This is a genomic window from Pseudomonas sp. LBUM1652, from assembly GCF_059716105.1.
The window spans coordinates 4,212,199-4,225,758 of the sequence record NZ_CP166804.1; the positions used below are offsets into that span (position 1 = coordinate 4,212,199).

At 52.3% G+C, this 13,560-nt stretch carries 12 protein-coding genes and 1 pseudogene; 5 read left to right on the top strand and 8 right to left on the bottom strand.

The genetic code is table 11. The features are described from left to right. Window position 1: 1 nt before the first annotated feature. The 3 genes and pseudogenes from ACA069_RS18865 to ACA069_RS18875 form a co-directional block, all read right to left on the bottom strand. Window positions 2-874 carry a methyl-accepting chemotaxis protein gene (locus tag ACA069_RS18865; protein WP_497618269.1) on the bottom strand — a complete coding sequence of 291 codons (873 nt, stop codon included), beginning with the start codon at window positions 872-874 and terminating at the stop codon, window positions 2-4. Beyond that, window positions 860-2,029: pseudogene (locus ACA069_RS18870) on the bottom strand (methyl-accepting chemotaxis protein); the annotation flags it as partial. The pseudogene ACA069_RS18870 and the gene ACA069_RS18865, both read right to left, overlap by 15 nt. Window positions 2,030-2,391: 362 nt before the next feature. Next, a complete protein-coding gene (locus ACA069_RS18875; RefSeq protein WP_123532299.1) occupies window positions 2,392-2,754 on the bottom strand; it encodes a DUF6124 family protein in 363 nt (120 codons plus the stop codon). A 1,086-nt stretch (window positions 2,755-3,840) separates the two neighbouring features. Between ACA069_RS18875 and ACA069_RS18880 the strand changes: the two genes are divergently transcribed. The 5 genes from ACA069_RS18880 (at window position 3,841) to ACA069_RS18900 (ending at window position 9,510) form a co-directional block, all read left to right on the top strand. Continuing rightward, entirely contained in the window at window positions 3,841-4,056 is a 216-nt protein-coding gene (locus tag ACA069_RS18880; protein ID WP_497614895.1) for a hypothetical protein, read from the top strand. Between the two features lie 282 nt (window positions 4,057-4,338). Beyond that, the gene (locus ACA069_RS18885) at window positions 4,339-6,147 is read left to right on the top strand and encodes an NACHT domain-containing protein (RefSeq protein ID WP_497614897.1); all 1,809 of its coding nucleotides are present in this window, start codon (window positions 4,339-4,341) and stop codon (window positions 6,145-6,147) included. A gap of 178 nt (window positions 6,148-6,325) precedes the next feature. Continuing rightward, window positions 6,326-6,838: a hypothetical protein gene (locus ACA069_RS18890; RefSeq protein ID WP_497614899.1), complete on the top strand. Its 513-nt coding sequence runs from the start codon at window positions 6,326-6,328 to the stop codon at window positions 6,836-6,838. A gap of 1,028 nt (window positions 6,839-7,866) precedes the next feature. Next, the gene (locus ACA069_RS18895) at window positions 7,867-8,172 is read left to right on the top strand and encodes a hypothetical protein (RefSeq protein WP_497614901.1); all 306 of its coding nucleotides are present in this window, start codon (window positions 7,867-7,869) and stop codon (window positions 8,170-8,172) included. 21 nt (window positions 8,173-8,193) lie between these two features. Further along, window positions 8,194-9,510 (top strand): RelA/SpoT domain-containing protein, encoded by a 1,317-nt coding sequence (locus ACA069_RS18900; protein WP_497614902.1) that lies wholly within the window; start codon window positions 8,194-8,196, stop codon window positions 9,508-9,510. 215 nt (window positions 9,511-9,725) lie between these two features. On the opposite strand, the gene ACA069_RS18905 is transcribed toward ACA069_RS18900, so the two are convergent. The 5 genes from ACA069_RS18905 to ACA069_RS18925 are packed head-to-tail and all read right to left on the bottom strand — an operon-like array spanning window position 9,726 to window position 13,555. Further along, entirely contained in the window at window positions 9,726-10,703 is a 978-nt protein-coding gene (locus ACA069_RS18905) for a hypothetical protein (protein ID WP_497614904.1), read from the bottom strand. Further along, entirely contained in the window at window positions 10,676-11,380 is a 705-nt protein-coding gene (locus ACA069_RS18910; RefSeq protein ID WP_497614906.1) for a hypothetical protein, read from the bottom strand. Before ACA069_RS18910 ends, ACA069_RS18905 begins: the two co-directional genes overlap by 28 nt. Next, on the bottom strand, window positions 11,377-11,931 hold the full coding sequence (locus ACA069_RS18915) for a baseplate complex protein (RefSeq protein ID WP_497614908.1): 555 nt from the start codon (window positions 11,929-11,931) through the stop codon (window positions 11,377-11,379). Before ACA069_RS18915 ends, ACA069_RS18910 begins: the two co-directional genes overlap by 4 nt. Next, a complete protein-coding gene (locus ACA069_RS18920) occupies window positions 11,928-12,851 on the bottom strand; it encodes a hypothetical protein (protein WP_497614910.1) in 924 nt (307 codons plus the stop codon). Before ACA069_RS18920 ends, ACA069_RS18915 begins: the two co-directional genes overlap by 4 nt. Next, window positions 12,848-13,555 carry a DUF4376 domain-containing protein gene (locus ACA069_RS18925; RefSeq protein ID WP_497614911.1) on the bottom strand — a complete coding sequence of 236 codons (708 nt, stop codon included), beginning with the start codon at window positions 13,553-13,555 and terminating at the stop codon, window positions 12,848-12,850. The genes ACA069_RS18920 and ACA069_RS18925 overlap by 4 nt, the downstream gene beginning before the upstream one ends. Window positions 13,556-13,560: the final 5 nt, after the last annotated feature.

The following is a 13,560-nucleotide window of genomic DNA, read 5'->3' on the forward strand; positions in this document are numbered from 1 at the left end:
ATCAAGTGCGGAAATGCGCGGTCATTCGCTGCAAGTCCTGCCCCAGCGACGCCAACTCAATCGTCGCCGCCGCACTCTCTTCGCTGGCAACCGCCGACTGGTCGGCCACATCACGCACACTGACGATGCTGCGATTGATCTCGTCGGCCACGGCACTTTGCTGCTCGGCAGCGGCCGAGATCTGCAGGCTCATTTCCTGGATCGTCCCGATGGACTGATTGATCTCGGTAATCGCCAGCTCGGCCTTCTGCGCCAACACCACCGTATCGAGGGTGCGCTCGCGGCTGGAAGCCATCAGCGTCGAGGCCGCTTGCGTGCCTTGTTGCAGGGTGACGATCAGCGCTTCGATTTCCTTGGTCGAGTCCTGTGTCCGCTGCGCCAGCGAACGTACTTCGTCTGCCACCACGGCGAAACCACGGCCCTGCTCGCCTGCCCGCGCCGCTTCGATAGCGGCGTTCAACGCGAGCAAATTGGTCTGCTCCGCGACGGCTTTGATCACATCGATCACTTTGCCGATCTGCTCACTGTCCTGAGACAGCACGTTCATCGCACCACCCAACTCTTCAATGGCCACAGCGAGCTCGCTGATCTGCACCGTCGCCTGCTTCACCACCGTACTGCCGTGACGCGCCTGCTGTTCGGCCAAGGTCGCGGCAGCCGAGGCGTCTGTCGTGTTACGGGCAACTTCCTGCACCGTCGAAGCCATTTCGTGCATCGCCGTGGCGACTTGATCCACTTCACTTTTCTGCTGACGAACACCCGCGCTGGTCTGCTCGCTCATGGCCGAGAGTTTTTCCGCTGAGGTGGAAATATGCGTGACGCCGTTGCCGATGCCTTGCACCAGCGTATTCAGGTTCTGCGCCATGTCCTGCATCGCGTTTTGCAGATCGCCCAACTCATCTTTGCGCGCCGATTTGGCCTGAACCGTCAGATCGCCTTTGGCAATACGCCGAGCCAGATCAACCGTCAGCGCCAGCGGTAAAGTGATCTGCCGCGAGATGACCACCGAAGCAAACAGCCCGACCACCAGCGCCAACACGGTCAACACCGCCATCTGAATAAAGGCTGAGCGCTGATCTTCACGCGCCAGGCGCTGCTGGGTGTCCATCAGGCCGTTCATGATGCTGTCCATCGCCTTGCTTTCCTGGTCGACCTGCTGGCGCATGCTCTGCTTCTGCTCAAACAGCCCGGCCACTTCCACCAAGACTTCGCGATAACGACGCATCCCGGCGTGCGCTTCTTCCAGTTGACTCGACAGGGTCGCCGGCAGGCTGGTACGCGCCTTGGTGATATCACTCAGGAACGTGTCGATGGTTTCCATCAGCACTTTTTTGTTCGCGTCGTCGGGTACCGCAATGTAACGACGCAACATCAGGCGAAACGTGGTCATGCCGTTGCGCAAGTCGGCCACCGTGCGCAGCTCCCGCACGCGCTCGCCATCGGCGGACGCCAGGGCATTGGTTGTGGTGCTTTCAAGCATGCCGGCAAAGGTCTGCGCGTACTTGTCCGACAGCGCACCCAGCGGTTTCAGGGCATCCGTCGTCGACTTATCGGCATCAATCAGCCGCTTTACCTTCTGATCGTAGGCAACAATCGTGGCTTGCAACGCCTTCAAGGCTTGCTGGTTTTCAGCGCGCGTCAACGTGTCCAGCGCCTTGCTCACAAGGCCCTGCAAGACATTCAACTGAGCGTGATAAGAATCGACGAAGGCAGCGTCAGCAGCGGCTTCGTACTGTTTCTCGGACAGACGCATATTTTGCGTAGCGTCATTCAACGTGCCGATCAGCCGCGTCGTACTCAAGCGATCAACCAGCACGCTGTTGCTGTTATAGCCAATGAAAGCAACCGCCAAAACAGCCAGCAACAGAATGCCGAAACCGGTTCCCAGCTTGCGGGAAACTTTGATATCACCCAGGAAATTCGATGCAACTGCCATATTCAGCCTCAAACGCCCTGACGCGAAACGCCAGGCACAAAAAATAGATCTTCGGCAACCGCAGTCACCGTCCAGACATTCGGGGGTCGTCATCCAAGGCGTGTTACGGGACGCTCCAGCTGTCCCGGAAATGCAAAATGCGATGCTGTTGATGCGTCAAAGAGACCCGACACAAGCATCGGCAGACAAAACCATCACGTCGCAAACAGGGCGTCTGCACACAAGATTTATCGATTCAGCAAAAGGTATCTGGAAGGGATGCTATAAACTTTAGGAAAACTTGTACAACTTTTTATTTTTGTACAATGGTTGAACTTTTAGAGTCGCGTGATGACGCATTGCCATCACAATTTGTGGCACATCGCTACTGGTGCAAAAAGACGCTGGAAAAGCCGATTCAGATGCCCGCCCCTCTGCGGCGACGGCCTGTCGCACGCCGCAGAGGGACACGGGTTTTACGGCTTGATTTCGACGTGATCCAACGCCTGATTCACCGCCAACTCGCCCAACATCACCACCTGCGCAATGCCTAGCGCGGTTTTGCGGTTCGAGGGATCAAGCAGCGCGGCGAAGTTGTTGAGCAACTCGGACGCGGAACTCAGCGTTTCACTGGCGTTGGCCAGCAGGGACTCGGTGTCGTACTTCGGATTGGCGAAGTACATGCGTTCGGGCTCGTTGGTGCTGGCCATGATCTGGCTGGCGGGAAGGAGATAGTGATCAAGCGCACGCTCGGCGGCTTCGTGGAGCTTTTTGGAATGGGGGGATTCGTAGGGGGATGCGGGGTCGGTTTCTGGCGGGTTGGGTGTTGGTTTGAACATAAGTGAAACTCCAATGCTATTTGTGGAGCTTTCACCCTCTCGCTACCAAACGATGGGTGGCGGCCATACGAAGGTTGGTAGACCGGGCATTGGAACCGGCGCTTCCGAAGAAGCCCTGCGCATGGCCACCATCAAAACAGCCCCCAAGAAAGGCGCTGTGCTGGGATGACGCAATGCATCAATGCTGCGGGTCTACCAAACCCGATCACTGTTTTTCAGTGACCCAGGAACGATAGAACCCGCGAGCTAGAGTCACAAGCCGGCGGATTCTGTCTTAGGTGTAGGGCGTGGCGCAAGGTGTTGTAGGTGAGCGACTACAACAATAAGCCTCATCTAAACATGCGAGTTTTTCTGTGTTTAAAACGTTTAATGAGCACAGTGATCGAACCAGAGCCTGTCGCCATTTGCGAGATGCTCTGTGCACTTTTTACAAGCGCTGTCCGTCGCTCCTATGATGGATCGGACTGACCCTTCTTTTACGTCCTGCAAATAAAAGCCCAAGCGCCTCGTCACGAACCCGTGTACCAGTTGTGTACCTGCTCTGCTCTCCTCCCTCCCTGTCCCATCCCCTCTGCCGACTGCTGTAGCAAATTTTAAGCAGCGGTTTTCGGCTCCAATCCCGGCACTGTTCATCGTGGCTGCAGGCGACTTCGTGAGCGTTACACCAAGCGAATGGAAGGCTAGCCACCGCCCCGTCTGTGCTTGCCCCCGTTTTCAGGTTGACCCATGGGAAAAAGGTAATATTGGTAATGTTCTTTTTAATTTCAGAAAAAACCTAACGAATACAGCTACTTATAGGTGACTCACAAAGGTAATAATAGGGTAAGGAAAAGGTTAAAAAATTACCTTTAGTCGTAGTAATTTCAGCTGTCTATAAAACCCAATAAAATCAGCCACTTGGCGTAATATTACCTCCAGCCTTACCAAATATTACCTTCAAAGGTAATACATCAAAGCCACGGTCTATAAGGGCTGCAGCCAATTTTTAGCACCGGCTTACCAAAATTACCTTTTTCCCAACCTTGAACCGAAATCAGCCCCCTAGTGCACTGCTATGCTTCCTGCTTTCCGAATGGAGTCGAACATATGGCCAACGAATATTCCCTCACCGTCGTCCTCGAAAAAATGTATGAAAACCAGCTCGGGCTTGAAGCTGCGCTGATGGAGTTGGTTTTGTTAGTCGAGCAGCAGGGACATGAGGCCGTGGGTGAGAATGCTCGCGGGGCACTTGAACGAATTGGGGAAAATGCAAGGTTTATAAATCAGGGCTTGGCACGATTAAGAAATCTGGAAAAGGACTAGTTTGTCACCTATCTTGGGCACAAATGCGGTTTTGTGAATCCTACAACCTTAGTAGCTGGCCCACACCTGCCTAGCGGCGAGCCCTAACAAGCAGTGACAGGCGAGTGATCACGCCACTGGGTTTGTCCTGGGATCGGATCGTACCCACCACTTCCGGGGGTATGCCCGACGATTGATCCAGCCCGTGCCACATCTATTTCGATCTATTGCTGACGCTCAGAATCGCTTTTTACAACTTACGGCTGGTATTCTCCTCCCCTGAACCACTAATAGGGATATTTTATGACGGGCGCTACACTGACAACAATCGCTTTGACAAACACCCTAAGGCCAATCATCACTGATCTGTATAACGGCGCAAAAGGCAAGGTCCAAACAGGATTGTATAAATGGTCCACGGATGCGGGCATAAACAATATCGTATCAACACTCGTGGAGCTAAACTACGTAAAGACGATATGGTCGGGAGAAGAGGAACAACCTCTCGAAGACTTCTACTACCCATCAAAAATAGAACATCAGCGAAAAGCAAAACAGATTGCTTCTATAGACGAATTGCCGCCAGGCAATCTAGTAATTGAAGGGATTGTCGGACAAGGGAAGTCGATGTTCCTGCGACACCTTGCAGCGTCGATGATAAGAACAAAAAAGCCAAAAAGAATCCCGATATTTTTAGAGCTGCGTACGATTACATCAAGCCGCTCCCTGCTAGATTCTATATCGTTATTTCTTGAATCCATCAGCATAAAATACAACGATGAAATTTTTGATTACCTAGCACAGTCAGACAAGATAGTTTTACTTTTAGATGGGTTTGACGAAGTACCTAGTGAATGCGTACCCGATGTAATCCTACAGCTCGGTGTAATCCAAAGAAAATACAAATCACTAAAAATAGTTGTATCCAGCCGGCCGAGAAGCAACATCCAAAACGCCTCGGGCTTCAAAGTAATAAAACTTGTTCCACTTACAACCAGTGATTATAATCCATTCGTCTCGAAGCTTATAGATGACCCAGCTAAAAAATCAGATGTAATTACAGCTTTGGAAAACTGTGCAGAAAGCATCAAGGGCGTGGTTCACACACCGCTGATGCTGACATTAGTGGTTATGATTTATCAGACCGAGAAAGAAATACCATCAACTCTCTCCGGTTTCTTTGACAAGCTATTTGGCGTTGTCTTTGCCAAACACGACAAGCAGAAGCCTGGATTTAATAGGCAACACCATAGCGGCTTATCCGAAAGCGATTTAAAGATATTTTTTGAAACTTTTTGTTTCATGGCCGTACAGAGCAAAATCGGCCGCTCAATGACCAGCGCAAAATTTGACAAAGTATTCGCAGCCGCAAAAAAATACAGAAAAAGCATGACCTGCGAAAATGAAAAATTTCGAAAAGACATTATTAAAGTCTCCTGCCTAATGCTAGAAGAGGGAATCGATACGATAACCTTTCTTCATAAAAGTATTCTCGACTATCACGCAGCAGCTTTCATTCGAGACCTGTCAGAAGCGAAAGCAATAAAAATTTATGACTCGGCTATTGCAAACTTCCAACAATGGGAGCACGCACTTCAATTCCTTAAAACTATTGACCCTCTTCGATACTCTAAACACTACACATTGAAATACCTGCCAACAGAACTAAAAAAACTTTCAGCTCTTATTGAAAAACACGATTCTAACGAGCTATTAAATTTTCTCGACAAGCTGATGCCGGGCGCAAGAGTAGAAGTAACTAAAAATAACATAGAGAAATTTACAAGACCTACCACCTCATCCTGTGAACTTCACGTAGAAATTTGCGGCTCTTTTGCGTTAGCTCTCTTTAAACAATGCGGAAATAGTAACTTTGGAAAAATCATAGAAACAGCCTCATTTTACGAAACTGAAACCTTAGGAAAACTCAAGGTATACTCCGGCGCCCTTCGTCCCGTGCTAAGAGAATTCGGTGACGATGAAATATGGTCAATGCTGAGAACTATAGAAACTACAGCGCTTCACTCCCTGGAGAAGGCAGCAATAGATATTAATAACGAAATTGAAGAGGATGACCTTCTCGAAGAGATTCTATCTGGAACGGAAGATTAATCTTACAATCTCCAAAGCGTTATTTAATAAATCCAGCAAGGGAAGGTGAGATTTGTTCAGTTTCCCAAGCTGATAACGAGAGTTCGATTCCCTTCACCCGCTCCAATCATTTCAAGGGTTTCAGCCTAGCTGAGATCTGGAGTCGCCGCTTCGGGGGCCGTTTTAGGAGCCGTTTCCAATGTCCGCCATTCCCACTGATGAGAATTTTGAAGGTCCGCAGTTTCTCAAAACACACGGGGACCTTTTCAGCAAACATTTCTCCACAGAACTTGATGAGCAAGCCGCAGTCTTGAAAGCTCACTTGTTGATTGAGGGGGTCATTCGGGACTTCTGCTACCAGTCAGTTCGAAATCCCGATCACCTACGCGGTTTGCGACTCACTTTTCAGCAAATAGTCGGATTGGCCAGGTCGTTTATGCCCCTCAATTCGGGAACCGACCATTTTTGGTTAATGGTCAATCAGCTGAACAAACTGAGAAATTTGATGGCTCACGAATTAGAGCCGGATCAGACCAAATCCGATAAATGCCGAGACGCCTTAATTGCGGCATCAGGTCGTCCAACTTTGAATGCCAGCCTCGCCTACCTTTGCGGAGTGATGCATGCACTGGTTTATGTGTCACTTGAGATTCAAGCTCGCGAGCTTATGTCTGAGGACGAGCGTGACCGCTTGGCAGGCCCGCTGCGCTGACATTTCTAAAATACGTGCGGGTCAAAAAAAACAGTAATATTAGTAATATCCCCTCCGAAAATCAGCCGCAGCCTTTGTAGATTAAGGCTTCCGGAGTTTCTGTGGAAAGGCGATATTTGAGCGATAGGAAAGCGATAGTGTTACCTTTCTATAAAGCTATATTTCTATTCTTTAAAACCCAATGAATACAAGGGCTTGCTGGAAATATTACTGTTCATATCGCTTCGTATTACCTTGCATTGTAATATCGGAAGCCCTTTGAAACCGGGGCTTCCAGCCCCGCTTGCAATGTCGTATCGCTGATATCGCTCTTTTTGAAAAAGCCACCCCTCCCCCTGAGAACAACTCTCAATAAAACTGCCTTTTTCGATCTAATCTGACTTGGCTGGAGGATGGCGGTCTGATCATCAATCACGTTCAATAGTGTGAAAGGCATCAAACACGGCACAGCCCCCGCCTGTTGTGGCTTGCAGCGTATTCAGCCTCTCCCCGCACACAGCCAATCTCTGTCCAAAAAAGATCGGGCGCGTTTTTGAAAATGCGCCTTAACCCTCGTTTCAAAAGCTCTCGCTCAATGAAACCGGGCATGCCGGCGACACTCCTTTCGTGACCGCCCTTGGCACCGCTGTGCAACCGCATTGCATTTCCTTTCAAAACCTTTCACATAATGAAATCGCTGATGTCCTGCGGTGCACCACGGCCCGCTTGGGCGGGAGGATCGTTTGCAATACATCTGGATTTGCACAAAAAAAGGACACAAAGTCCGTCGGCGGGAGGGGGATAAGTGCTTTTTCAGGAATTTTTTTTGGTGGGTGACAGAGTTTCGGCCGACCACCGATGATGGCGATCCGCTTCCGACTGCCTCAGAACTCGGATCAATATGCACGCCCTTGGCAACTGAAGATTATGCGGATTGATTCAACCGTGTCGGAAATCGACATGGTTGCTGAGGATGGCAGAATCAAGGGCATAATCTGTTTACGCTTCGCAAGCTTCCCGAATGGCTTTACTCCATTAGCCCAATCAAAGTGGCACCTGAGTTACCCGACGAGATCATTCAGTACGAGGAGGACTCGACAGCCGTGCTGTGGAACCATAGGAGCAAAAGCAGCATAGCGAACAATCAACAGATCGCTCTGTCACCGCACCGTGTAGCACTATTGCAGGAGCTGCAACGAAGCTTACAAAACCAGATGAGAGGGGGGGGGGGGAACTACCTTACTGAGTCAGTTTTTGATACGAACGGCACTGCTCAAACTGCTCAACTATGCACATCAAAAAATAGTAACTATCACCGTCTATCGCTACTCTGCAAAAATACTGTACGATCTTGAAAAAACTACAGGAAGTTATCAATGCACTTTCAAATGACCCGGGACCAGTTTTTACAGAAAGCTGGCTATACCGTTGAGGACTGGGACAGATCTGGACTCGACTGGGCTAACTTTGAAGCCATTGCCAGGCATCATGAACAAGCCTCGCAAATTTTGGCTCTCCATGGAGGGGCGATAGCAAATAGAATTCAAGCATTTAACGCCGTTCACTCTGTAAGATGGCGAATTAAAGACACTTTCAGCCTATTAAAAAAACTTTTAAGAAAAAATTTAGAAACTCCAATAAAACCCAAATGGGCGGGAGTTACAGCTGAGAACTATAGATCAGTTGTCTCAGACCTCATTGGTGTAAGAGCATTACACTTATTGAAAGAAGACTGTATAACAGTCGACGAACAAATCCGAGCGACCTGGGGAGTAACGGACACTGCAATTTTCAAAAGACAAGGCGATCGAGAGCTTACAGAAATCATTGAACGCGGAGCTAGCGAAGATATTCACGAGGCTGGGTACCGCTCTATTCACTATGCCATTTCTTATAACCCAGAAAAAGAACCTATTTTAGTCGAAATTCAGGTTAGGACTATATTCCAAGAGGGATGGAGTGAAATCGACCACAAAGTCAGATACCCTGACTTCTCGGACAATGAACTTTTAACTTATTACCTTAGCGTATTCAATGGCCTATCCGGAACTGCTGACGACATGGGGTCTTTCGTTATAAAACTCGACGAGTTAATTAGAACGACAGATGCTGCATTGCTACAGGGCGAACTAGCTCTGGCCGCCCGTGACTCAGACATTGAATCCATGCAAAAAGAGATTGATAATTTAAAGTCAGAAGGCCTTACCTCCAAAGGAATAATAGACTCACTACAAAACAGCATTAATAACATCAGAGAAAAAAGCACAACAAAAACTAAAAGTATTGGAATAGCTAGCTCACTTGGAAAATCGCTAGCGGACTATTACCGAGCTTCTCAACTTCCTTATGATGACGAATATCAGAAAAAACTGAAGGAGATGTTCGGCACAAACTCTGATTACGCGAAAACAATCGGCAACCTATTTTCGAACAACTTCGACCACCTAAAAAGCCTTCCAATCGGAGTAACCCAAAATAAAGATTACTTAAAGAGTCTTTACGAATCACTTAATCCAAGCGAGGAAAGCATGAAGACGCTGCGCCAGGCTGCCGACCAAATGAGGGCGCTCGATATCGCTAACAGCCTAAGTAGTAAAAACACGAACAACACAAAGAAGCTTATCGAACCTTCACCTCCTTCTGAAAAGCCCAGTTCAAAAAACGAAAAAAAACCGCCTAATGACTCGAAATAGTTGTTAACACCCGAAATATAGACAGCGCAAAAACAACGAATATTGCAGCCATTCAAACCACGCATCCACTGGCTGCAATATTCATTAAAAAACTCAAAATAGACCGACGCGACAATATCGACAGAAGATAATACTGCTCATTTTGGATTCACAGACAATAGTGAAACAATCGCAACCAACTTGAGAATCAGGGACTTTACGTACTTTCACCTAATCTAATCCGTTATTGATTTTAACTCTCTACTTAGCGTTCTCGCTTGGCTCGCCTTCAAAGTAAATCCCGCCACATCAAGTTGACTCGGAGCTGTCCCTGGTAGATGTGAGTGAGCTGCTAGCTGCGTGTTCATCTCATGTACTAGATCCAAAAGTTCACAGAGCACCTGCAGCACGTTCACATTCGCTGAACCTATCCAGCTTTTTGGAGCCTGCATTCGTTGACTAATTCCAGCCACACTTTCGCGCACCCCTTCAATCCGTTCCTGCATGTCGCCACCCACTGTGGCGTTGTACTTCTGGCCCACAACCGAATTCAGATCCCGGCCGGTAGCCTGGTGGAGATCGTCCACCGCCGCCAAGCTCGCGGATCCGCCCGACATCAGCTTGAGTGCGCCCAACACCTCGATCGTCTTCACGCCACCCACCGACTCGGTCGAATGGTCGTCGACCGCCCGTGTGTGGCTCTGGAACTGCTCGCGGTTGTCCAGGGCTTCAACCTCGCGCTCGATCGCCTGATCCCGGATCTTGCCATCGGTCTGGCGCAACCAATTGCCGTCGGCGTCGACGCGCTGCTGGGCGGCCTCGCTGTGCTGCCACACCTGATCACCTTTCGGCACCTTCGGCATGCTGAGGCCGTGCGGCAAGATCGATTGGATATAGGGCTTGTTCGGTAGGCCGTACGCGAAGCACACCACGACCCGTGTGCCCTCCTCCGGAAAGGCATAAATCCCCATTTCCTCGCCACCGGTCGGCAGCGGCAACGGCACGCCATTGAGCGGCGGCATGGTCGGATCTGGCTCGTCATCTGGGCCGAGTACGACAATGTCCACAGCGTATCGCGGACGGAAGTCGTCGCACAGTCCAGCGTCCGCCGGCGCGTCGGCCACGGCGGTAACCCGGGCAAAACGCGGCAGGTGGTAACCACCGGTAAGTTCGGGAAATTGCCGCTCTACAGCGCGGCGGATTGCGTCTTCCATCGGATAGCCATCTGGTCGTTGGTCAGCGTCACCGTGGTGATGCGCTCGCCGTTGTTGATCGTTGCACCTGGTCGCACGCCGGGAAGGGCCGCGACCATTGCGCTCTGGTTGCCCTGGTAGCCGTCAAACAGCTCCGTGGGGATTTGCAGCGGCGCACGTGCGCCAAAGAAGCTGTCGGCCCAACTGCCGGCGAACACTTCACCGTTGCCCAGCTGGTGCCAGGTGAAGTCGGGAATGCTGAACACTCGGGCCAGACTGTCCATCGCCTGGTAACCGGCGGCCAGACTGTAGAAATACGGCGCCTTCACGCTGGCATAAGGCCGATCGGGGACACGAAAGCGCAGTCCGGTCTGTTCGCTGACCTGGACCAACACGGCGCGCAGATCCACATGACGCAGGTTCAACGGCAACGGGTTGGCCAGCACTGCGGCCAGTTCCCGGCAAAACAGTACCTGTTCGACCGCATTGGCGGCGGTGCAGCGCTCGACATAGCCGATGAAGTGGCGTTGCAACGTGCCTTCGTTGTAGCCGATGTCCAGCGTCACCAGCCCTTTCAGCGGCACAGAGGATTTAACTGTGAAGTTCGCCCGGCCGGGGCTGGTAGCGTCCAGCCGGACGTCCTCCCTGATGAGAGCGATCCGGGCGCCGTTGATGGAAAGTATCTTGTGCAGTTTCAAGTCTGCTCACTCCCGCCCAGCCACTTATCCACACGTCCCAGAACCTTTTCGAAGCCGCTCAGCGCGGGGTTGTCGCTGGTTCCTTCTCCGTTGCCGGCACCGCCGTCACCGACCGGGCTACCCGGGGCACCTTGAGCGTCTACCTTGTTGCCGGCGCGCCGGCCTTCGACTTTCTCAGGGTTCGATTCGCGTTCGCTCAGCGTGAATTGCACAAGCCAGGCTTTCAGGGTGTCGGCTTCCCGCGCACTGACACCGTCGGAAAATTCCACCTGACGCACGCCGAAGGTTTCGGCCGTGTCGTTCACTATCCGGTACAGATGCAACTGACCGCCGCCGGCGGTGGCTTCAGCCATGCGCAACAGATCCGTCAGCTGGGTTTTATCCACGAAAGGAATCATCAGCGAGACGGCAAGCGTCTTAGGCTTAAAGCCTTTGTGCGCCTTGTCGGTGTTGCTGGTCTGGCCGGACATGTCGCCGCTTTCGATTCGCAGGTTGGCGGTGACCTTGAGGTTCTTGCCCTGGACTTTTTGCCCGTCGAGTAGCAGCGTCATAGGCCCACCAGTTCCTGGACAAAACTCAGCCCTTCTTTGCTGCCGACCAACAAAACCCCGGCGCATTGAATCCATTCATGGCCCGGCGCATCGCCGGCCAACAACTCGCGGCGTAATTCGCCGGCAGTGCCTGGGCCAATCATCCGCGCGCGCATGCTGACGTCAGGGTTGCCCCCGGCCAGCAGGTCTTTCAGGTCAGCCAATTGTTTATCTCGCCCCTGCTGCTGGGCGCTCTTGCGAGCTGCCAGAGCTGCCAGATCGGCCAACGGCGTGCTGTCGGCGGCGTAGCCTTCCAGCACGGCTATCTGCCCCGCCATCGACTGTTTGGCAGCTCTGACAACCGTGCAACGCTCCAGCGGCAAACCCTGCCAGCGTGGCAAAGTACCGGCGCCGGGAATCTCCCACTTTTCGCTCTCCAGTTTCACCAGGTGTTGCGCCCGGCGCTCGGTGCGCACCAGGTCAGGGATCGGCAGCAGCGCATTGAATCGCGCCAAGCTACTGGCCAGCTGTTCCAGGCGCGTGCCCAGGAACAGGATCGACAACGCGTATTGCGGCCCAGTCGGACGCCCGCTGTCGCTGGCGTCTTCCAGTTTCTTGGCGAGATGTTCCAGCGCGTTGGGCGCGGATAGAAAGCGCTGATATCCTGCGCCCTGGCCAACGCCGCTTTGAAATGGCGTCACGACCAGGCACGCCGGAACCTGCCCCATCTGCTCGGCCAGCGCTGCGCGTCCGGCCGCGATCGCGCCTTTTGCTGCATCACCGACCGGCCCCGGGTTGGTGTTGGCCAGTCCACTCAGGCCAACCAGGCGCTGGGCGGTGCTGGCCAGTTCGCCACCGGCCAGATCCTTGGCCGCTGACAGCCCGGCCATCCACTGCGTGGCCTGCTCCGGCCAGCGCATTGTCACCGGTGCCCAGGTCATGCCGGCGGCGTCCAGGTGATGGCTTTCATTGCCTTCAGATTTTTGTCTTTCTGAGCCTTCGCCACAGCTTGGCGCAGTGTTTCCGCGTGCTGCTGTGCGGCCTGCCGGAAGCGCACCAGGTCAAGGCTGACTTTCTGCAACTGTTCGATGGTATGCGGCCGGAAGGCCAGCACCTGGTCGGCGTCATAGCACGGGTAAACGTCGTCCAGGCCCAGCAGCACCTGGCCATTCAAATTTACCTGGTCATCGATCGCGCTGCTGTAGCGGTATGGCTCACCCAGTGCGCTGGAGGTAAAGCCACCGGCGATATAAGCCGTGCTGCCGGCGGCGATCGCTTGCAGTTTCTTGTCCCGAAGTGCAGCCAACACGGCGTCGATGTCATCAACCCATTCGCCATTCTTCCAGACCTGACTAGGCCCGGGCTTCTTCATGGTGAAACCCGCCGGCACCCCTTCGAAGCCTTCCAATGTTCGCGGCTCGCCGGTGTCGGTGCTGTACACCACAACGCCGCCGAAGTAATCCACCAACTGCCAGGCTTTACCGTTCCACCACGCGGCTTTGTGTTCCGGAATCGTGGGCGGCTCCGCTTCGACGCATCCACCAGGAATCAAATAGACGCCCGGCTCCAGCGGCGATTCTTCAGCCTTCACGGCACCAATGAAGATGCCGAGGTGGTCAGTCTGGTACACCAGTTTTTCAGTCATGCTCG

Excerpts from the sequence above, each read along its gene's own strand:
- ACA069_RS18875 (WP_123532299.1), bottom strand. The coding sequence starts at position 2,754 with ATGTTCAAACCAACACCCAACCCGCCAGAAACCGACCCCGCATCCCCC.
- ACA069_RS18885 (WP_497614897.1), top strand. The coding sequence starts at position 4,339 with ATGACGGGCGCTACACTGACAACAATCGCTTTGACAAACACCCTAAGG.
- ACA069_RS18865 (WP_497618269.1), bottom strand. The coding sequence starts at position 874 with ATGCAGGACATGGCGCAGAACCTGAATACGCTGGTGCAAGGCATCGGC.
- ACA069_RS18890 (WP_497614899.1), top strand. The coding sequence starts at position 6,326 with ATGTCCGCCATTCCCACTGATGAGAATTTTGAAGGTCCGCAGTTTCTC.
- ACA069_RS18880 (WP_497614895.1), top strand. The coding sequence starts at position 3,841 with ATGGCCAACGAATATTCCCTCACCGTCGTCCTCGAAAAAATGTATGAA.
- ACA069_RS18920 (WP_497614910.1), bottom strand. The coding sequence starts at position 12,851 with ATGACCTGGGCACCGGTGACAATGCGCTGGCCGGAGCAGGCCACGCAG.
- ACA069_RS18905 (WP_497614904.1), bottom strand. The coding sequence starts at position 10,703 with ATGGAAGACGCAATCCGCCGCGCTGTAGAGCGGCAATTTCCCGAACTT.
- ACA069_RS18925 (WP_497614911.1), bottom strand. The coding sequence starts at position 13,555 with ATGACTGAAAAACTGGTGTACCAGACTGACCACCTCGGCATCTTCATT.
- ACA069_RS18915 (WP_497614908.1), bottom strand. The coding sequence starts at position 11,931 with ATGACGCTGCTACTCGACGGGCAAAAAGTCCAGGGCAAGAACCTCAAG.
- ACA069_RS18900 (WP_497614902.1), top strand. The coding sequence starts at position 8,194 with ATGCACTTTCAAATGACCCGGGACCAGTTTTTACAGAAAGCTGGCTAT.